The sequence below is a fragment of the Allobosea sp. P2_A10 genome, from assembly GCF_056405115.1.
The window spans coordinates 60,602-80,032 of record NZ_JBFUCS010000001.1 but is presented as its reverse complement, the minus strand read 5'-3'; the positions used below and the strand labels follow the sequence as shown (position 1 = coordinate 80,032).

Annotated in this window: 21 protein-coding genes and 1 tRNA gene; 14 read left to right on the top strand and 8 right to left on the bottom strand. The window is 66.8% G+C overall.

The genetic code is table 11. From position 1 onward, the window contains the following. Positions 1-83: 83 nt before the first annotated feature. The 4 genes from AC1DZY_RS00455 to AC1DZY_RS00440 all read right to left on the bottom strand — a co-directional run bounded on the left by AC1DZY_RS00455 (position 84) and on the right by AC1DZY_RS00440 (position 3,459). Entirely contained in the window at positions 84-590 is a 507-nt protein-coding gene (locus AC1DZY_RS00455; protein ID WP_476818084.1) for a DUF2059 domain-containing protein, read from the bottom strand. 238 nt (positions 591-828) lie between these two features. Continuing rightward, on the bottom strand, positions 829-1,530 hold the full coding sequence (rpiA, locus tag AC1DZY_RS00450; protein ID WP_476818083.1) for a ribose-5-phosphate isomerase RpiA: 702 nt from the start codon (positions 1,528-1,530) through the stop codon (positions 829-831). Then, a complete protein-coding gene (locus AC1DZY_RS00445; protein WP_476818082.1) occupies positions 1,527-2,978 on the bottom strand; it encodes an NAD-dependent succinate-semialdehyde dehydrogenase in 1,452 nt (483 codons plus the stop codon). The genes rpiA and AC1DZY_RS00445 overlap by 4 nt, the downstream gene beginning before the upstream one ends. Positions 2,979-3,102: 124 nt before the next feature. Next, entirely contained in the window at positions 3,103-3,459 is a 357-nt protein-coding gene (locus AC1DZY_RS00440; protein ID WP_476818773.1) for a hypothetical protein, read from the bottom strand. Positions 3,460-3,635: 176 nt separating this feature from the next. Between AC1DZY_RS00440 and gph the strand changes: the two genes are divergently transcribed. Together gph and AC1DZY_RS00430 are read left to right on the top strand one after the other, a co-directional pair. Further along, on the top strand, positions 3,636-4,325 hold the full coding sequence (gph, locus tag AC1DZY_RS00435; RefSeq protein WP_476818081.1) for a phosphoglycolate phosphatase: 690 nt from the start codon (positions 3,636-3,638) through the stop codon (positions 4,323-4,325). A 75-nt stretch (positions 4,326-4,400) separates the two neighbouring features. After that, positions 4,401-4,475: transfer RNA gene (locus AC1DZY_RS00430), tRNA-Val, on the top strand. A gap of 63 nt (positions 4,476-4,538) precedes the next feature. Here the strand turns inward: AC1DZY_RS00430 and AC1DZY_RS00425 are convergent. After that, the gene (locus AC1DZY_RS00425; RefSeq protein WP_476818080.1) at positions 4,539-5,078 is read right to left on the bottom strand and encodes a hypothetical protein; all 540 of its coding nucleotides are present in this window, start codon (positions 5,076-5,078) and stop codon (positions 4,539-4,541) included. A 12-nt stretch (positions 5,079-5,090) separates the two neighbouring features. Here AC1DZY_RS00425 and AC1DZY_RS00420 point away from each other — a divergent pair, with 12 nt between their 5' ends. From AC1DZY_RS00420 to AC1DZY_RS00410, 3 genes are all read left to right on the top strand, one after another. Next, on the top strand, positions 5,091-5,450 hold the full coding sequence (locus tag AC1DZY_RS00420; RefSeq protein ID WP_476818079.1) for a RidA family protein: 360 nt from the start codon (positions 5,091-5,093) through the stop codon (positions 5,448-5,450). A gap of 7 nt (positions 5,451-5,457) precedes the next feature. Continuing rightward, a complete protein-coding gene (locus tag AC1DZY_RS00415; protein WP_476818078.1) occupies positions 5,458-6,333 on the top strand; it encodes a transglycosylase SLT domain-containing protein in 876 nt (291 codons plus the stop codon). 178 nt (positions 6,334-6,511) lie between these two features. Beyond that, on the top strand, positions 6,512-7,093 hold the full coding sequence (locus AC1DZY_RS00410; protein WP_476818077.1) for a L,D-transpeptidase: 582 nt from the start codon (positions 6,512-6,514) through the stop codon (positions 7,091-7,093). Between the two features lie 169 nt (positions 7,094-7,262). Here AC1DZY_RS00410 and AC1DZY_RS00405 read toward each other — a convergent pair whose 3' ends face one another. Next, positions 7,263-8,180, bottom strand: a complete 918-nt coding sequence (locus AC1DZY_RS00405) for an aldo/keto reductase (protein WP_476818076.1) — start codon at positions 8,178-8,180, stop codon at positions 7,263-7,265. Positions 8,181-8,202: 22 nt separating this feature from the next. Here AC1DZY_RS00405 and AC1DZY_RS00400 point away from each other — a divergent pair, with 22 nt between their 5' ends. Both AC1DZY_RS00400 and ilvD read left to right on the top strand, forming a co-directional pair. Then, positions 8,203-8,628: a MerR family transcriptional regulator gene (locus tag AC1DZY_RS00400; RefSeq protein ID WP_476818075.1), complete on the top strand. Its 426-nt coding sequence runs from the start codon at positions 8,203-8,205 to the stop codon at positions 8,626-8,628. Positions 8,629-8,807: 179 nt separating this feature from the next. Then, a complete protein-coding gene (gene ilvD, locus AC1DZY_RS00395) occupies positions 8,808-10,649 on the top strand; it encodes a dihydroxy-acid dehydratase (RefSeq protein WP_476818074.1) in 1,842 nt (613 codons plus the stop codon). 193 nt (positions 10,650-10,842) lie between these two features. Here ilvD and AC1DZY_RS00390 read toward each other — a convergent pair whose 3' ends face one another. After that, on the bottom strand, positions 10,843-11,211 hold the full coding sequence (locus tag AC1DZY_RS00390) for a gamma-butyrobetaine hydroxylase family protein (RefSeq protein WP_476818073.1): 369 nt from the start codon (positions 11,209-11,211) through the stop codon (positions 10,843-10,845). A 148-nt stretch (positions 11,212-11,359) separates the two neighbouring features. On the opposite strand from AC1DZY_RS00390, the gene moaA reads away from it, so the two are divergent. From moaA to AC1DZY_RS00360, 6 genes are all read left to right on the top strand, one after another. Then, the gene (moaA, locus tag AC1DZY_RS00385) at positions 11,360-12,388 is read left to right on the top strand and encodes a GTP 3',8-cyclase MoaA (protein WP_476818072.1); all 1,029 of its coding nucleotides are present in this window, start codon (positions 11,360-11,362) and stop codon (positions 12,386-12,388) included. A gap of 111 nt (positions 12,389-12,499) precedes the next feature. Further along, the gene (locus AC1DZY_RS00380; RefSeq protein WP_476818071.1) at positions 12,500-13,090 is read left to right on the top strand and encodes a hypothetical protein; all 591 of its coding nucleotides are present in this window, start codon (positions 12,500-12,502) and stop codon (positions 13,088-13,090) included. Continuing rightward, positions 13,080-14,555: a hypothetical protein gene (locus tag AC1DZY_RS00375; RefSeq protein ID WP_476818070.1), complete on the top strand. Its 1,476-nt coding sequence runs from the start codon at positions 13,080-13,082 to the stop codon at positions 14,553-14,555. The genes AC1DZY_RS00380 and AC1DZY_RS00375 overlap by 11 nt, the downstream gene beginning before the upstream one ends. A 14-nt stretch (positions 14,556-14,569) precedes the next feature. Next, positions 14,570-15,334: a hypothetical protein gene (locus tag AC1DZY_RS00370; protein ID WP_476818069.1), complete on the top strand. Its 765-nt coding sequence runs from the start codon at positions 14,570-14,572 to the stop codon at positions 15,332-15,334. Between the two features lie 120 nt (positions 15,335-15,454). Further along, positions 15,455-15,823 carry an antitoxin Xre/MbcA/ParS toxin-binding domain-containing protein gene (locus tag AC1DZY_RS00365; protein WP_476818068.1) on the top strand — a complete coding sequence of 123 codons (369 nt, stop codon included), beginning with the start codon at positions 15,455-15,457 and terminating at the stop codon, positions 15,821-15,823. Continuing rightward, positions 15,816-16,334 carry an RES family NAD+ phosphorylase gene (locus AC1DZY_RS00360; RefSeq protein WP_476818067.1) on the top strand — a complete coding sequence of 173 codons (519 nt, stop codon included), beginning with the start codon at positions 15,816-15,818 and terminating at the stop codon, positions 16,332-16,334. The genes AC1DZY_RS00365 and AC1DZY_RS00360 overlap by 8 nt, the downstream gene beginning before the upstream one ends. Positions 16,335-16,348: 14 nt before the next feature. Here the strand turns inward: AC1DZY_RS00360 and AC1DZY_RS00355 are convergent, their stop codons facing one another. Further along, positions 16,349-18,040, bottom strand: a complete 1,692-nt coding sequence (locus AC1DZY_RS00355; protein ID WP_476818066.1) for a methyl-accepting chemotaxis protein — start codon at positions 18,038-18,040, stop codon at positions 16,349-16,351. A 250-nt stretch (positions 18,041-18,290) separates the two neighbouring features. Between AC1DZY_RS00355 and solA the strand changes: the two genes are divergently transcribed. Beyond that, positions 18,291-19,430: an N-methyl-L-tryptophan oxidase gene (solA, locus tag AC1DZY_RS00350; protein WP_476818065.1), complete on the top strand. Its 1,140-nt coding sequence runs from the start codon at positions 18,291-18,293 to the stop codon at positions 19,428-19,430. The last annotated feature ends 1 nt before the right edge of the window (position 19,431 follow it).

The window sequence follows — 19,431 nt, the reverse complement described above, 5'->3', positions numbered from 1 at the left end:
AAGCTGCAAGGAAGACGAAAAACCCGCCGGCGAATGAACGCCGGCGGGTTTTTTCGTGATCGACGACGGTTCTCAGCCGCAGCTCACATCTGGTGGCCGCGCTTGCGCATTTCCTGGGTGAAGCGGTCGAAGAGGAAATTGCTGGTGTTGATGCTCCAGGGCTCCAGGACCGCATAGACCTCGTCGATCGCCTGCACGCGGGCCGTGTTGTAGCGCTGGCCCACCGGCGATTTGAAGAACGCCGCGACCTCCTTGAGATCGGCCTCGCTGATCCGCCTGGCGAAGATCTGCGCAGCCGTGACCATGATCTCGGCGCGCTTGGCGTCGGCGTCCGGCTTCAAGGCCACGATGACCTCGTCCATGTCCTTCTTGAGCTCGGGGCGGGTGACGCCGACAAGCTGCTTCGTGCGATCACTGAACTCCGTATAGATCGATTCCAGCGAGGACGAGATGCCGGTGAGCTCGGCGACTTCTCGGGCGACCTGAAGATGGCTCGGGCTCAGCGCCGGCGCCGGCGTCTGCGCGAGTGCGGGCACGGACAGGATCAGGGCTAGACCGAGCGCCGCGCCGGCGAGGTGGGGACGGATCATAAGCGTGGTCCTTCAACATCCGGCCGGGCAGGCAGGCCCGACTCGCGATCGACCTCTTTGGGTCGTGTCCAAGTTTCGCGCGATCTTTAGAGCATGATGCCGAAAAGTGGAAACCGGTTTTCGGGCGGCATCATGCTCCAACCTTTTGATAAGAGACGGATTCAGATTTCAGATGGGATCACTTCGTGATTCCATCTGAAAATCATCCGGCTCCCGCGCGCTTTGCCGTGGTCGGACATCATCCGATCGCGCCGATCAGGCGCAGACCGTCCTCGCCGGCCAGGATCGCGCCGGTGGCGAGCCCGATGAACAGGCCGTGCTCGACGACGCCCGGCACCTGGTTGAGCGCCAGCGCCAGCGCCTCCGGACGCGGGATCGCGCCCGCGTGGGCATCGAGGATGAAATGCCCGCCATCGGTCACCAGCGGGGCACCGTCGCGGCCTTTGCGCAGCACGAGTTCACCGCCGGCATCGCAATCGCGCAGCACGGCCGCAACCGCGCGCCGCGTCACCTCCAGCCCGAAGGGCACGACCTCGATCGGCAGTGGATAGCGGCCGAGCGTCTCCACGAGCTTGCTGTCATCGGCGATCACGATCATGCGGGCGGATGCCGCCGCGACGATCTTCTCGCGCAGCAGAGCCGCCCCGCCGCCCTTGATCAGCCTGAGTTGTGGATCGAGTTCGTCGGCCCCGTCGACCGTCAGGTCGAGTTCGGGCGTCTCGTCGAGTGTCGAGAGCGGGATCGACAACGCCAAGGCCTGCGCCTGCGTCACCTCCGAAGTGGTGACGCAGATGATGTCGAGCCCGGCTGCGACGCGCGCACCCAGCAGATCGACGAAGTGCTTCGCCGTCGAGCCCGTGCCGAGGCCGAGCCGCATGCCGGGCGTCACGAGGTCGAGCGCGCGCGCGGCAGCCTGCTTCTTGAGATCGTCGGCGGTCACGCTCCCAGACCGCCCATCAGCATGTATTTGATCTCGACGAACTCATCCATGCCGTGGAGCGAGCCCTCGCGCCCAAGGCCGGATTCCTTGACGCCGCCGAAGGGCGCGACCTCGGTGCCGAGCATCGCCGAATTGATGCCGACCATGCCGTATTCGAGTTCCTCGGCGACGCGGAAGGCGCGGCCGAGATCCTTCGAGTAGAAATACGCGGCCAACCCGAAGGGCGTGTCGTTGGCCATCGCCACGACCTCGTCCTCGGTCTTGAAGCGGTAGACCGGCGCGACGGGGCCGAAGGTCTCCTCGTTGGTCACCAGCATCTTGGTGGTGACGCCCGAGAGCACCGTCGGCTCGTAGAAGGTCCGGCCGAGCGCGTGGCGATGCCCGCCGACAACGACTTTCGCCCCGTTCGCCACGGCATCGGCGACATGGCGCTCGACCTTCTCGATGGCGCGCTCGTTGATCAGCGGGCCCTGAACGACGCCGATTTCGACGCCGTTGCCGACTTTCATCTTGGCGACCTCGCCGGCGAATTTGGCGACGAACTCGTCATGGACGCCGTCCTGCACGAAGAGGCGATTGGTGCAGACGCAGGTCTGACCCATGTTGCGGAACTTGGCCGCGATCGCGCCCTGGACGGCTGAATCGATATCGGCATCGTCGAAGACGATGAAGGGCGCGTTGCCGCCAAGCTCGAGCCCGACCTTCTTCACGGTCGAGGCAGCCTGCTGCATCAGGAGCTTGCCGACCGGGGTCGAGCCGGTGAAGCCGATGAAGCGCACGGCGGGATGCGAGGTCATGACGCCGCCGATCGCCTTGGCGTCGCCGGTGACGACGTTGAGCACGCCCTTGGGGAAGCCGGCGCGCTCGGCGAGTTCGGCCAGCGCCAGCGCGGTCAGCGGGGTGTCGGGGGCGGGCTTGACCACGAAGGTGCAGCCGGCGGCGAGGCCGGGCGAGCATTTGCGCGTGATCATCGCGGCCGGGAAGTTCCACGGCGTGATCGCGGCGCAGACCCCGACGGGCTGCTTCTGGATGATGATGCGCGAATTCGGGAAGGGCGAGGGAATGGTCTCGCCATAGATGCGCTTGGCTTCCTCCGCATAGAACTCGACGAAGGAGGCGGCGTAGGCCACCTCCCCGCGCGCTTCCGCCAGCGGCTTGCCCTGCTCGGCCGTCATGATCTGGGCGAGGTCTTCCTGGTTCGCCATGATCAGGTCGAACCATTTGCGCAGCAGGACCGAACGCTCCTTGGCCGACTTCCTGGCCCAGGGCTTGAAGGCGCGCGAAGCGGCCTCGACGGCAGCCGTCGTCTCGTCTGCGCCGAAATTCGGCACCTTCGACACCACATCGCCGGTCGCGGGATTGTCGACGACGTCGACCCCGGACCCGATCCAGGCCCCGTCGACATAGCACTGCGACTTCAGGAGTGAGGGATCGTTGAGCTTCAGCATGGCGGCCTCCGGCTGGGCGCGGGATTGATGCCAGCGGCTCTAGCACGGCGGCCACACGGATTTCGACAGCGAATCCGGCATGGCGACGGCATCTTCTGCGCAGCCATCCTTCGTATGCGGTGCGTTATTTCGCCTGGGGCGTGCAGACGACCTTGTCGTCGAAGACGTAGCAGATGCTCATCTCGCCGGTGCGGATGTTGACCCGGAAAATGCCACCCTCGCGCTCGTGATGCGAGGGCACGAGCGAATAGTCGCTCGGGGCCTGCGGCGTCGCGCCTTCGCCCGCCGCAAAGCAGACGGTCATGCCGACACCGCCTTCCTTGAGCTGGAACTGGCAGGCGCCGACCTCGCCGGTGGCCTTGTCGACCCGGTAAATGCGGTTGAGGTCGGTCTGCGGCGCGGGCGCGAACTCGAAGGGCGCGGCCTGGGCCGTCCCTGCAATGGCCGCGCAAAGGCCGAACGCCAGCAGGAGGCGGGGCAGCTTCTTGGGGGAGTTCGACACCGCAGCGTTCCTTCCAGCGAATCGAGGCAGAAGATATCATCATCGGCGGCAGTTTTGCCGATCATGCGATGTCGACCGGCCGCGCGGACTTTCCGAGGCGACCTTAAGCAGGCTAAGAGGCGCTGCGCCGCCGCACCCGAGGAGAGGCCTGCCCCATGTCATTGCCCCCCATCGTCGTGTTCGATCTCGACGGCACGCTGGCCGAGACCGCACCCGACATCATGCGCGTGCTCAACGTCATTCTCGAGCGCGAAGGCCTGCCGGTGCTGCCGCTGGAGCGGGCGCGCGAACTGGTCGGGGCCGGCGCGCGGGCGCTGATCGAGCGCGGCTTCAAGGTCTCGGGCCGGCCGCTCGATGAGGCGACGCTGGAGCGGCTGTTCGACGATTTCCTGCTGATCTATGCCGAGGACGTTGCCTCGCACAGCCATCTCTATGACGGCGTGCTCGCGGCGATGGATGCCTTGTCGAGCGAGGGGTTCGCGCTCGCGGTATGCACCAACAAGCCGATCCTGCACACCCGGCTGATCCTGGACCATTTCGGCATCACCGACCGCTTCGCCTCGATCGCGGGGCGCGACAGCTTCCCCTTTCACAAGCCCGATCCGCGCCACCTCACCATGACGATCGAGGCCGCCGGGGCCGATCCGGCGCGCGCCGTGATGATCGGCGATTCGCGCACCGACATCGCCACCGCGAAGGCCGCCGGCATACCCTGCATCTGCGTGCCGTTCGGCTATACCGATGTCGCGATCGAGACGCTGGAACCTGATCTGGTGATCCAGCATTTCGACGCGCTGCCGGATGCGGTGCGGCAGGTGCTGGGTCTCGTGCCGATCGAATCCTGACGCCAGGCCCTTCCTTTCGACGCCATGCGCATTCTTGACGCAGCCGGGGCATCCGACTAGGAGAAGCGCCGGTGCGGGCGACTAGCTCAGCGGTAGAGCACTCCCTTCACACGGGAGTGGTCACAGGTTCGATCCCTGTGTCGCCCACCAGCCTTCGCACCTCACCGGCTTCGGCTCGGCGAGCCGGCACCGGCCAAAATCCTCGCATCGACATCACCGCCTGAAGCGCGGGCTCCCGATCGCGGCGTAAACCTCCGCCGCGCGGGCGACGGCCGTCTCGATATCCCTCGGCGGGTCCGAGCAGAGCGCGTCCAGCGCGATCCCTGCCTTGGTCATCAGGCCGCGCCGCTTTTCCGATCCGAACAGTTTTGCGCCGATGACATAGGCCTGGAGCGCGCCGCAGGCGCCGGCGAACTGGTCCATCGCGCGCGCAAACCGGGCGTCGGTGATGGGCGAACCGGCTGTTCGGCGCGGTTCGGGCGGCAGCGGCGGCGCGGCCGGCAGCGCCACTGGCGCAGAAATCTGGACGGCGGGCGTTTCGGCTGGAACGCAGGCAGCAAGCGCGAAGCAGCAGGCCAGCGCGGCGGCAAAAACACGTCTCATCCCGGCCTCGTTGAACGCTTTTCCCATTAAGGCCGGATCGTTGCGGGAGTCGAGGGCGGCGGGGTCGCGCCGGCCAGAGACGGGCGGTTGCGTTCCCGTGGCGGAGGCGACAGCTTCTGCAACCACCGCCGCCAGCCCCGAATCCAGCATGCAGGACCCGCCATGACCATCGAACGAACCGGCCTTACCGCGCGCTGGTGCGACGCCGCCGCCTTCAACGGCATCGTCTTCCTGGCCGGCCACACCGCCGAAAAGACGCTCGGAGCATCGCTGGCCGAGCAGACCCGCGAAGTGCTGGCGCTGCTGGAGGAAACGCTGGAGGTTGCCGGCAGCGCCAAGGAGCGCCTGATGAGCGTCCAGATCTTCCTGACCGATATCGGCAAGATCGCCGAGATGAATGCCGTCTGGGACGCCTGGGTCGCGCCCGGCCATGCGCCGGCGCGCGCGACCGTGCAGGCCGCGCTGGCCTCGCCGGGCTATGCGATCGAGATCACGGCGGTGGCGGCCAAACGTGCGGCATAGGCGCGCCATGGCGCGACGAGGCGGGCTTGCCGCAGCAGCGATCCTGCTTGGACTGTTGTTCGGTCAGGCCAGCTTGGCGCAGGAGCCGGCCTCGTCTGGCATCGACGCCGCGCTCTGCCGGATGATCGACGATGCTGCGGCGGCGCAAAATGTGCCGGCCGGCTTCCTGACGCGGCTGATTTTCCAGGAATCGAGTTTCCGGCCGAATGTCACCAGCCCGGTCGGCGCGCAGGGCATCGCCCAGTTCATGCCCGGCACGGCGCGCGAGCGCGGCCTGCTCGACCCGTTCGACCCTGAGCAGGCCGTGCCCAAGGCGGCCCATCTGCTGGCCGATCTGCGCCAACGCTTCGGCAATTGGGGGCTGGCGGCGGCGGCCTATAATGGCGGGCCGACACGCGTCGCCACATGGCTCGCGGGGCGCGGCGGTCTTCCGTTTGAGACCGAGAACTATGTGCTGTCCGTCACCGGCGCGGCCGCCGAGATCTGGGCCGACGATGCCCGCGCCGCAAATGCCGGCGAAAACCGCCCTGCCCGGCCGGCGACGGCGACGGACAGCGCCGCATCCTGCGCGGTCATGGTCGCGGCGATCCGGGCCGGTCGCGGCACGATCGCCATCGCGGAAGCGCCGTTTGCGCCCTGGGGCGTACAGCTTGCCGCGAATTTCTCGAAGGGCCGCGCGCTTTCGGCCTTCCAGCGGGCGGCGGCGCGCCAGCGTTCGGTGATCGGCGAGCTTTCGCCGATGATCATCGGCACGCGGCTCAGAAGCCGGGGCACACGCGCCTTCTATCGGGTCAGGTTGCCGGCCGCCAACCGCGCCCAGGCGACGGCGCTGTGCCGCCGCATCCAGGACAATCGCGGCGCCTGCGTCGTGCTGAAGAGCTGAGGCGGCTCGCGTTATGTTGCTGGCGCGCAACGCGGCTTGTGAAAGCTGCCACCTCGCACCGATGTGATAGCGTCGCAATTGCGGAAACGGCGCGACTCTGACAGAAAATTGAGACGATGTTGACGAATTTTCGCCAACTTCATCGACGCTTTCCCCCCGCCGTCTGCCCGAGGTCCCGATGAACCGCTCTTTCCGTATGGCCATGCTCGCCGGGCTTGGTCTGCTCGCCGCCGCGACGTCCGCCCATGCCTACGAGATCGACCCGCTGACGCGCCAGCCGCTGATGCAGAACGCCGACCCGGCCAAGGCGCAGGCCACCGCGATCCCGCGCGAGGTCGTCTCCTATGACAGCAAGCAGAAGCCCGGCACCATCATCATCAACACAAGCGAGCGCCGCCTCTATCTGGTGATGCCCGATGGCAAGGCCATGCGCTACGGCGTCGGCGTCGGCCGCCCCGGCTTCGACTGGGCCGGTTCGCAGAACATCACCCGCAAGGCCGAGTGGCCGACCTGGACCCCGCCTTCGCAGATGCTGAAGCGCCGCCCCGACCTGCCGCGCTTCATGCCCGGCGGCCCGGAAAACCCGATGGGCGCGCGCGCCATGTATCTGGGCTCGTCGCTCTACCGCATCCATGGCTCCAACGAGCCGGAGACGATCGGCCAGGCGGTCTCCTCGGGCTGCATCCGCATGCTGAACGAGGACGTCATCGACCTCTACGAGCGCGTCAAGGTCGGCACCCGCGTCGTCGTCGCCCGCTGAGCGACGTTATCGAGAATTTCAAAGGGCCGGCGGAAACGCCGGCCCTTTTTGTTTTGAGAAGCCCTACGTGAGAGATCGTTTCCGACCCTGGACGGACATCCGCGACTTCGGCCTACCAGACATTCATCGGGCGAAGGCAGCCTGAGCTGGCTGCGGATCCGGCCCTAACCTATCCTGCAGATGCGGCATCCATCTGCTCGAGGATCGCCATCTCGTGCTCCGTCAGGACCACGTCGCGGGCGGCAATGTTTTCTTCGAGATGCGTCAGGGACGAGGTGCCGGGGATCAAGATCGTCGCATGCGATCTCCGCAACAGCCATGCCAGCGCGATCTGCCCCGGCGTTGCGCCCGTACGGGTTGCGATCTGCGCCACCGCTGCCGACTTGGCCAGCGTGCCGGCTCCAAGTGGGTAGAACGGAATGAAGCCGATGCCGTGCCGTTCGCAATACATCAGGACGTCGTTGTGCCGGCGGTCGACGAGGTTGTAGCGGTTCTGGACCGTTGCGACCTCGACAACCGATCGCGCCTGTTCGATCTGCTCCGTTCCGACTTCCGACAATCCGACGTGGCGAATCTTTCCCTCGGTGCGCAAGGCCAGGAACACAGCCATCGTGTCCTCGATCGGGATCGCCGGATCGATCCGGTGCAGTTGGTAGAGATCGATGCACTCGACGCCCAGATCGCGCAGGCTGCCTTCGACGGCGCGGCGGATATGGGCCGCACTTCCGTCCGTGGACACGCCGGGACTGGCCGGCGTCGACGGCCCGCTGCGGACCATCCCGCCTTTTGTGGCGATCACCAGGCCGGGCTTGTAGGGGCCAAGCGTGTCCCGGATCAGCCTCTCGTTGTCACCCGGGCCATAGACGTCGGCCGTGTCGATAAAATCGATGCCCAGTTCGACGGCGCGACGAAGGACGGCCCCCGCCTCCGCAGGGCGCTCCGATGGTCCCCAGACACCGGGGCCCGTCAGGCGCATCGCGCCAAACCCCATGCGATGCACCGGCAGATCGCCGCCGATCCGAAAAATCATATTTGTCATGTGCTCGATGCTGCATCTGCGGATGCATATCCTGTAAGTGTGGACCACACTCCATGGTCAAGGACTTCTTGTGCTGATCGCCGAATTCGCGCGGGCAACCGGACTGACCTCCGATACGGTGCGTTTTTACGTCCGCCTGGGACTTCTCCGACCCGGCGTCGGCGCCAAAGGCGGACGCCGGGCGTATCAGCTCTTCACCGAAGGCGACGTCAGGACGGCCAATGTCATCCGTCTGTCCCAAGCGGCAGGACTATCCCTCAAGGAGATCGCGGAATTGGGCGGAGAGCGCCGGGCCGGGCGAATGACGTCCGATCGCAGGATCGAAGTCGTCAGTGTCCAGATCGACAGGCTTGAAGCCAAGGCGAACGACCTCCAGGCCATGGCTGACTATCTCCGGAGGAAGCGCGATTGGCTGGCCGGCGGTGAAATGGGCGCGGAGCCCGAACCGGCCTTCGTCGGGACAGTACGACAAGCCCGTGGCGCAGCAGCCCGCTAACCATTGCTCTCAAGCCCACGCGGCTGCGTCATCGCTGTTTCTGCGTGCGGCCCGAACCGCGCTCGCCCTTCTCCCGCGATAGCCCCTGCGTCGTCCGCGCCGCCGCCAAGCGGCTGGAGATGATGACAGGGCCGATGGAGCGGTTAGAAGGAGACAAAACAAGCCCGAGGACAACGCCCATGCCCGCCTATCGCTCCCGCACCACCACCCATGGCCGCAACATGGCCGGCGCCCGCGGCCTCTGGCGCGCCACGGGCATGAAGGATTCTGATTTCGGCAAGCCGATCATCGCCGTGGTGAACTCCTTCACCCAGTTCGTGCCGGGCCATGTCCATCTCAAGGATCTTGGCCAGTTGGTCGCGCGCGAGATCGAGAAGGCCGGCGGCGTCGCCAAGGAGTTCAATACCATCGCGATCGACGACGGCATCGCCATGGGCCATGACGGCATGCTCTACAGCCTGCCCTCACGCGAAATCATCGCCGACAGCGTCGAATACATGGTCAACGGCCATTGCGCCGATGCGATGGTCTGTATCTCCAATTGCGACAAGATCACGCCCGGCATGCTGATGGCGGCGATGCGGCTGAACATTCCGGCCGTCTTCGTCTCGGGCGGGCCGATGGAGGCCGGCAAATATATCGCCGATGGCGTGCTCAAGAAAGTCGATCTCGTCGATGCGATGGTCGCCGCCGCCGACAGTTCCTACACCGACGAGCAGGTCGAGGTGATCGAACGCTCGGCCTGCCCGACCTGCGGTTCGTGCTCGGGCATGTTCACCGCCAATTCGATGAATTGCCTGACCGAGGCGCTGGGCCTCGCACTGCCCGGCAATGGCTCGGTGCTGGCGACGCATGCCGACCGCAAGCGTCTCTTCGTTGAGGCCGGGCACCTGATCGTCGACATCACGCGCCGGCATTACGAGCAGGATGATGAGAGCGTGCTGCCGCGCAATGTCGCGAGCTTCAAGGCCTTCGAGAACGCGATGACGCTCGACATCGCCATGGGCGGCTCGACCAACACCGTGCTGCATCTGCTCGCCGCCGCGCATGAGGCCGAGGTGCCGTTCACCATGGCCGATATCGACCGGCTCTCGCGTGGTGTGCCGGTGCTGTGCAAGGTCGCGCCCTCGGTCGCCAACGTTCATATGGAGGACGTGCACCGCGCCGGCGGCATCATGGCGATCCTCGGCGAACTCGACCGCGCCGGGCTGATCGACACGTCGCTGCCAACGGTCCATTCGGCGACGATGGCCGAGGCGCTTTCCCGCTGGGACATCAAGCAGACCCAGAGCGAGGCCGTGCGCTCCTTCTACAGCGCAGCGCCCGGCGGCGTGCCCACCCAGGTCGCCTTCAGCCAGGAGCGACGTTTCGAGGAACTCGATCTCGACCGCGAAGGCGGTGTGATCCGCGCGCGGGAGCACGCGCATTCGCAGGATGGCGGCCTTGCCGTGCTGACGGGCAACATCGCGCTCGACGGCTGCATCGTGAAGACGGCGGGTGTCGACGCCTCGATCCTGACCTTCTCAGGCCCCGCCGTGATCTTCGAGAGCCAGGACGCGGCGGTCGACGGCATCCTCAACCGCAAGGTCAAGGCCGGCGACATCGTGCTGATCCGCTATGAGGGGCCGCGCGGCGGGCCGGGCATGCAGGAGATGCTCTATCCGACGAGCTACCTGAAATCGAAGGGGCTGGGCAAAGCCTGCGCTTTGATCACGGACGGGCGCTTCTCGGGCGGCTCGTCGGGCCTCTCGATCGGCCATGTCTCGCCGGAAGCCGCCGAGGGCGGCACGATCGGTCTGGTCGAAAACGGCGACATCATCAAGATCGACATTCCCGGGCGCAGCATCACCCTGCAGGTTTCGGACGAGGTGCTGGCGCATCGCCGTGCCGCTATGGAAGCGAAGGGCAAGGACGCCTGGAAGCCGGCCGCCCCACGCAAGCGCAAGGTCACGACCGCGCTCAGGGCCTACGCCGCGACGACGACCAGCGCGGCCCGGGGCGCGGTGCGCGTGGTGGATTGATAGCGCGGGCGGCCGGTCAGCCTATCTCGCCTTCTGCTCGCCCCGACACAGGTCATCCCGGACAAGCCGCGCAGCGGCGCCGATCCGGGATCCATTCCTGAACCGCGCCGATCAGCGTTCCGGAATGGATCCCGGGTCTGCGCTTCGCTGCGCCCGGGATGACGGCATCGGATCATTCTGAAGAAGAGAGGCCCTAACGCCGGCCGCCGGGCTCGCGCGACAGGCCCTGCGCCGCCAGAGCTTCCAGATAGGCCTGCATCTTCGCCTCGCCGTGCTCGCCGAGGTCGCGCAGGTAGTCCCAGCCGAAAATGCCGGTGTCGTGCATGTCGTCGAAGGTGAGCTTGACGGCGTAGTGTCCGACCGGGTCGACCTTGAGGATCTCGACGTCGCGCTTGCCGGGGATGGTCTTTTTCTGCGCGGGGCCATGGCCCTGGACCTCGGCCGAAGGGCTTTCCACCCGCAACAGCTCGGCCGGCAGCGCATAGGCCGCACCGCCCTCGAAGGCGACATGGAGGGTGCGGCGATCCTTGGCGAGGCGGATCTCGATCGGCCAGGATGACATGGTCGTGTTGACTCCGGCAGGCTCTGCGACGATGGCCGCGCTTGACCTTGACGGCGGCAATGCCAATGTCTCGGTCTTAAAGCAATGCGCTCGCTGTCCTGGACCCGCCGGACGCAAGCTCGCGATTTCTCAGTGACGGTCTCAAAGCGTGCTTCTCGATACCATCAAGCCCCTGACGCGTGCGCCGCTGATCGACCCCTTCGGCCGCGACATCTCCTATCTGCGGATCTCGGTGACGGATCGCTGCGATTTCCGCTGCGTCTATTGCATGTCCGAGGACATGACCTTCCTGCCCAAGCGCGATCTGCTGACGCTGGAGGAGATCGACCGCCTCGCCACAGCCTTCGTCGCTCGCGGCACGCGCAAGCTGCGCCTGACCGGCGGCGAGCCGCTGGTGCGCCGGGACGTGATGAACCTGTTCGGCACGCTCTCGCGCCATCTCGCCTCGGGCGCGCTGGAGGAGCTGACGCTGACGACGAACGGCTCGCTGCTCGACCGCTACGCTCAGCAGCTCGCCGATTACGGCGTGCGTCGGATCAATGTCTCGCTCGACACGCTCGACCCCGAGAAATTTCGCAAGATCACGCGCTGGGGCGATCTCGACAAGGTGCTTGGCGGTATCGAGGCGGCGCGCAAGGCGGGCCTGCGCGTCAAGATCAATGCGGTCGCGCTCAAGGGCGTCAACGAGGACGAGATCGAGGGCCTGATGACCTGGGCGCATGGTCTGGGCATGGATCTTACGCTGATCGAGGTGATGCCGCTGGGTGAGATCGAGCCCGGCCGGATCGACCAGTTCCTCCCGCTATCGGTGGTGCGGGCGCGGCTGATGGACAGATACAACCTCGTCGAGGATCCCTACCGTACCGGCGGGCCGGCGCGCTACGTCCGAGTCAAGGAGACCGGCGGTCTCGTCGGCTTCATCACGCCGATGACGCATAATTTCTGCGAAAGCTGCAACCGCGTCCGCCTGACCTGCACCGGCACGCTCTATATGTGTCTGGGTCAGGAGGACGCCGCCGATCTGCGCGCGCCGTTGCGCGCATCGCCCGACGACGCCCTGCTCCACCGCGCGATGGAGGAAGCGATCTCGCGCAAGCCCAAGGGCCATGATTTCGTGATCGACCGCCGCCGCGCCAAGCCTGCGGTCGGGCGGCATATGAGCGTCACCGGCGGCTGAGGCTGGCCTGCGCGCGCGATACGTCCATTTTGGCGAGCAGCCACCGCGACACAACTTGACGGGCGACCCGGTTGGGTTAACGTTTCGTTGTGTTCCGGTTGCAGGCGTTTCATGGCGAATGGTGTCCAGTCACGGATCAGAGCGGCCGGCAGCGGCGCTTTTCGCCTGATCCCGAACCTGTTTCTGGCCCGGCTCACCTTGGTTTGCGGGCGCCTCTGGCGGCAGGCTCCGGTTCTGGCGCTGATCCTCGCGGCACAGTTGCCGGCCTGCCTGATGGCGGGCTGGCTTTCCGCGCAGATTCTGTTTGGGCTGCTGCAGCCGGCGGCGACATCGCCGATCGGCCCGGCTATCGCGGCGGCTCTGGCTTTTGCCGTCGTCGCCGAACTTTGCGCCGCCAGCATCATGGCGATGCTGCGCGCGCTGCTGCAGTTGGCTGATGATACCGGTCGCGACCGGGTTGGTGCGATTCTGACGCTGCTCGCCAGTCTCGCGGCTGCCGGCGCGCTGCTGGACCTTTTCGTGACCGGGGGGTTTGCGATCGCGGGATTGCCGGCGCTCTTCCTGCCCGTGCTGGCTCTCCTTGCCTTCGCGCTCTGGTTCGACCGGACCTATCGCCATCCGATGGCGCGCGACTTCCGCGATTTCCGGGCCGATCTGATCGAAGCGCGCCGACAGCTGGCGAGGCCGCTCCATGGCCGATGATCCCGCGCATTTCACCGACCTTGCGCAGGAGACGCAGGCCCCGCCGATCTCGGCCTATCACCTCGCCGAAGCGGTGCAGGCGGGCGCGCAGGGCGCGCGCGACGCGGTCAGCAACAGCCCACCGCCGCTCTCGACCATGCCCTCCCAGACCGAACTCGCGCTGCTCGCTCGCGTCACGGAAATCTTCGGCAGGATCAGGCAGGAGGCGGCGACTAGGCTTGGCGCCATCCATGCCGAGATCGTCGGCAAGCGCGAGACCCTGACCGAGGAGCGCTACGAGGCGCGCATCCGCGGCATCGAATCCGGCATGCGCGCCCTGCTCGCCCGCGATGGCGGAGACCTCGAGCAGAAGGTCTTCGAGGCGCTGAAGGCGAAACGCGAATACGAATATTTCAACTACACCAACAAACTCGACAGCGACCCGAAACTGGAGAAGTGGCAGTTCACGCTGGCCTTCCTGACGGTGCCGCTGGCGATCGAGAGCCTGCTCAACGGCAGCTTCTTCGCCGATGCCAGCGATTTCGGGCTGGTCGGCGGGGCCGCGACCGCCGTCATCATCTCGGCCCTGAACATCGCGCTCGGCTTCGTCATGGGGCTGTGGCCGGCGCGCTATTGCCAGCATGCGAAGGCCTCGCATCTGTTCTGGGCGCTGCCGGCCTATGCCGGCATGATCGTGCTGATCGTCCTGTTCAATCTCGCGGTCGGGCACTATCGCGAATTGCTGATCGCCAATCCCGACGGGGCCTCTCAGCAGGTCGTGCCGCGCATGCTGGCTGGCCTGTTTGCCGTTCATGAACTGAAGTCGATCGCGCTCGTCATCATCGGCGGCCTGATCGCCTTCATCTCCGCCGCCAAGGGCTATGCGGCGTTCGGGAGCTATCCCGGCCAGGCCTTCGCCTATCGGCGCTGGCGGGACCGTCGCGACGAGGTCGAGGCTCAGCGCCGCCGGCTCGACACGGCGTTGACGCCGGAACTGGAGGCGATCCGCGCGCAGGTCGACGGTTTTCGCGAGGATTGCCAGCGCGAGAGCGCGCGACTTCACCTCGCCCGCGCCGCAGCCGACCAGGTGCGTGACGTCTACTTGACCCGCATTGCGCAACTGCGGACGGCGAGGGACGCAGCGCTGATGCAATATCGCGAAGCCAATCTCAGGGTGCGCACGGACCTGCCGCCGGCCTATTTCTCGCAAACGGCCAACCTGCCCGAGATCGATCACCCGGCGGAACTGCCCGACTATCAGCGCGTGCATGCTCTCATCGACGATGTCGAGCGACAGCTCGCCAACATGCCCGCGCTGATCGAGGCCAAGCTCAAGGACCAGTTGGCGCTGGTGCGTGGGCTCGACCTCGCCGGCGAGATCGAACGGCTGAAGACACGCGCCATCGAGGCCGGGCGCGAGGCCCATGAGCGCGAGCAAGCCTCACGCCGGCAGGCCCATGCGGATTTCTCCGCCATGCCGCGCTGAGGCGGGCGCGGGCGATGAAAGGCGAGCACTGGGCCATCGTCGCATCCGTGCTGGCGGGTCTGACGCTCGCCGGGTTCTTCGCCGCGCCCCGGCTGCTGACCGGCCCGCCGCGCGAGTCGGAGACGCTGTGCCTGAAGACAGGCCCGATCGGCCATACGCTGATCCTCGTCGACAAGAGCGATCCGTGGAGCGGCGTGCAGGCGGAGCGGCTGAAACGGTTGGTCAAGGAGATCGGCGACGCCCTGCCGGCCGAGCGCCTGCTCTCGATCTACGCCTTCAAGGACGTGTTCGAACCGAATTTCCCGCCGCTGATTGCGCTCTGCAATCCGGGACGCACGGTGAGCGAGATAATCGGCAATCCGCGCCGCGACTATCTGCGCTGGGTCGAAAAGTTCGGCCGCCCGCTCGACGAGGCGCTGGCGGTGCTGGCGCAGCCTGCCAAGGGCAATCTCTCGCCGATCGTCGAGGCGATCGGCGACGTGCTGGCGCGCCGCGAGAACCGCGTCCCGACCGGCGAGCGGGCGCTGGTGCTGGTTTCCGACATGCTGCAGAACTCCAGCCAGTTCACCGTCTTCGGCAGTGGCGCGGGCGCGCGCGATGCCGAGCGGCTGCGCCGCCTGATCGGCAAGACCTGGCAGGACGCCGACGGGGCGTCATGGCGCCTGCAGGTGCATCAGGTCCAGGGCGTCTACGAGCCGCAGCGCCTCGAACAGGCGAGCACGCTCTGGCAGCAGGGCTTGCGGGCTCTGGCGATTCCGTTTGCGTGGGAGCGGCTTTGACCGGCCAGCGGCTCGCAGGAAACGTGAGACGCAACCAAGGCTCATTCGACGGAGATTGAATGCGCGGCAGATCGGGCGCATATTGATCATGAATTGATCAGACATTGCAGGAAATATGACATGGCCGCGATGCTGGAACTATCGGCCGCGACGTTTCGCGAGAGCGGGCAGCCCTATCTCTCGGCCCGGCGCGTCTCGGAAAGGCTGGGATTGAGCCTGTCCGAACTCGCGATCATGATCGGCGTGGCGCGAACGACGCTGACCGCCAAATCGGGCGCACGCCGCGTCGACAGCGCCTTGAGCCCGCTCGTGCGCATCATCGCCATGGCTGCCGAGATGGCGGGCGACGACGACCGGGCCGCGATCTGGTTCAAGCATCAGCCCATCCCCGGCTGGGGCGGAAAGACGGCGCTCGATCTGGTCCAGGCCGGCAAGAGCGACACGGTTCTGGATTACCTGGAAGCCGTCCGCGCCGGCGTCTATGCCTGAGCCGGAACCGGCCTCAAATCTCGTTCTCTGGCGCGCTTATGTTCCCCGCTGGTCATATGCGCCGCTGTCTGGCGAAGGCGCGGCCCGTTACGGGGGGCGATGGAACCCCGTCGGCCAGCCCTGCCTCTATGCGGCGCGGGAACTCTCGACTGCCTGGGCCGAGTACAATCAGGGTTTCGTTCAGCACCCGGCGCTGATCTGCCAACTGGAGGTCAGCGGCGTGCGGCTGGCCGATCTGACGCGGCAGGAGGTGCGGGGCGCGCTAAGCATCGACGAAGGCATCCAGAACTGCACCTGGCGCGCACTCATGGATGAGGGCTTCGAGCCGCCGACGCATGCTCTCGCCAAGACCCTGCTGGATGCGATGTTCGACGGCGTGATCTACCCATCAGTAATGTCGCCGGGCGGGTCCTGCGTCGCATTGTGGCGCTGGAACGAGACCGGCGGACCCGAGGTCAAGGCGATCGATCCGGAGGGACGGCTGCCGCGCGGCTCCCAGTCCTGGCCTTGAGCCCCAGCGAGGCCTCACATGCGGTAGGCCATGCGGACGCCGCCCCAGTGCCTGCCATTGATCCGCAGCGGTGCGTCGACCTCGCGCATGAGATGGCTGACGCCGCCGCCCATGTCGCGCAGATAGGACTGGACCAGGAAGGGTCGCACGGACCGCGCCGCCATGATGCCGGCGCGGTCGTCGAAGATGCGGCGGTTGCGACTGTGAGCCGCGTTCCAGACCCGATCGCCCGAGCGCTGCGGCTGCGCGAAGGCCTCGTTATGAACCGGGATGTAGCCGTTGCGGTCGATCGGCAAAGCAAAGACGAGACGCGGGTCGCTGGCAAGCGTCCGCGCGAGCAACGGCGGCAGGATCGCTTCGAGCGCCGCCATGGCGCGGTTGCCGAACTGCTGCGGGTCGGTGTCGGGCAGCGGCTGATAGTCGATGTCGAAGAGGTCGGCCTCGCTCAGCCGCCGCTCGCGCAGGGCCGCGAGCATCAGCCCCGACACGGCCTCGGCAAAGGCCTGCGCGCGCTCGATGAGCGGGCGGTAGGATTGTTCGATCTCGGCCAGCATGGCCCGCAGCGCCGTGTTGCCGGCGATGGCCGCAGGCTCGAAGGCTATGTGCACGCCGAGTTCGCTGACCGCCACCAGCGTGCAGGCGAGCGCCGGCAGATCGGCGATCACAATCGTGCCCTTTGCTCCCCGCGTGGACGGTACGCCACCGGCATTGCCCAGCAGCGCGCCGCCGAGCCCGATATCGATGGTCTGGCTGACGAAGCTGCACCCCTGGACTGTGATCTCCGCGCGATGCTCGGCGGGGAAGCGATCATAGTGGCGGCGATCGGCGAAGGCGGCGTGCCGCAGCGTCGGGATAAAGCGCCGCAGCATGCTGTCGGCCTGACGTGCGCCCTCGGAGAGGGCCTTACGGGCGTTGGCGCTCTCGTCGGCAGCGGACAGGGCGACGCTGTCGATTTCCTCGACGCGATCGAGCACGGTGCCGATGAAGCGCGCGGTCTCCCCGGCGCTGCGCGACAACTCGACCGCCGCGGCCGCCTGCTCCTGCGAGGCGCTGCCTATCGCGGCGATAACGGGATTGACCTCGCGGACCATCTGCAGGGCGTCATTGACGATGGCCGCCGAGCCCTGCGCGGTCTGCGTCAGATTGTCGACGCGCCTGCGGATATGATCGACGGCGTCGCGAACCTCGATCGACAGCGACTTGACCTCCTGGGCCACCACGCCGAAGCCGCGCCCGGCCTCGCCGGCGCGGGCAGCCTCGATCGTGGCGTTCAGCGCGAGGAGATTGGTCTGGCGGGCAATCTCGGCGATGGAGTCGACGATACCGCGGATCTCCATGGTCGCCTGCGCGAGGCCCGTCATCATCTGCGTCGCCTCGTCGGCGCGCGTCGCGGCGGCGTCGAGACGGTCGCGCGCGTTGCTCATCGAACTGCCGACCTGCTCGGCAGCGTCGGAGACCTGCTGCGTGGCCGTCGCCAGCGCGGCGGAGTTCGTGCTGGCCGTAAATGTCGCGGCGCGGACCTCGCCGATGCGCTCGTGAATCGTCCGGGAGCGCGCCTCCGAGCGCGCCGAAAACTGTTCGGCATGGTCGAGGCCGCCGGTCAGACGGCGCATCGCGGCGACGACATCCTGCTCAAGCGTATCGACCGCCTCACGCAGCGCGCCGTCGCCGGCATCGGTTGCCGGCGCGACTTTGACCGCGCGCATCGGGGCTGCGTCGTCCACCACGGCCGCAGCCACGGCTGCTACGGAGGTCCGACTGCCAAACAAGCGCCGAACTCTGCCGAACATCAGCCAATCCCGGGAAAACGAGGTGAGTCCGAACTATCCGCCGACATCCTTAACAAAGCCGTACCGTCGTGCGCGGCAGGGCCGGCCTGAGCTTTCGGGCATGGACCCCTGCCAAGACGGGCTGTAATGCTCTGGCCCCATCTCAATGCCCGGCCGAGCCCACGTCATGACGAGCAGCAGCTATGATGTGATCGTCGCAGGCGTTGGCGCCATGGGGTCGGCCGCCTGCTGGCAGTTGGCCAAACGCGGCCTCAGGGTGCTCGGGCTGGAGCGCTTTGACCTCGGCCACGCGATGGGCTCCTCGCACGGTCTCAACCGGATCATCCGGCTGGCCTATTTCGAGGGCTCGCACTACGTGCCGATCGTCCGGCGCGCGCATGAACTCTGGAAGCAGACCGGCGACGAGGCCGGCATGCAGTTGCTCCATGTCACCGGCTCGATCGACCTTGCGCCCGAGGGTTTCGGCCCGGTCGAATCCTCGCTGCAATCGTGCCTCGAGCATGGCCTCGTCCACGAGCAACTTGATGGCAGGGAGATCGCCCGGCGCTTTCCGGCCTTCCAGCTGCCGGCCGATCATATCGGCCTGTGGCAGCCCGATGGCGGTTTCGTCGCTTCCGAGAAGGCGATCTACGCCCATGTCGGACTGGCGCAGGCGCGCGGCGCCGACATCCGCTGCAACGAACCGATGCTGGACTGGACGCCGACCGCAGAGGGCGGCGTCGTCGTGCGCACCGAACGCGGCACCTATTCCGCCGGGCGGCTGGTCATCACATCGGGCGGCTGGATCGCGGACGCGGTACCCGCTTTGGCGAAGAACGTCTCGACCGTGCGGCAGGCGATCGGCTGGTTCACAACGCGGCGGCCGGAGCTGTTTCGGCAGGGCGTCTTTCCAGTCTTCATTCTGAGCGTCGAGGAAGGCGCCTTCTACGGCTTCCCGCTCTACGAACATCCCGGCTTCAAGCTCGGCGGGCCCCATTTCGGCCGCGAGCCGATGGACCCGCGCGACGACGACCGCACGCCGAGCCCACGCCAGGTCGCGCTGATCCGCGAATGCCTGCGGCGCTATATCCCCGATGCCGCCGGCGACCCGCTCACCGTCAAGGGCTGCGTCTACAGCGTCACGCCCGACGAGGACTTCATCATCGACACGGTTCCCGGCGTACCGCAGGCGCTGTTTGCCTCCTGCTGCTCCGGGCACGGCTTCAAATTCGCCAGCGCGATCGGCGAAATCCTGGCCGACCTTTCGACAACCGGCCAAGCGGCCTTCGACCTCAAGCCGTTCTCGCTCGACCGCTTCGCGGCCTGAG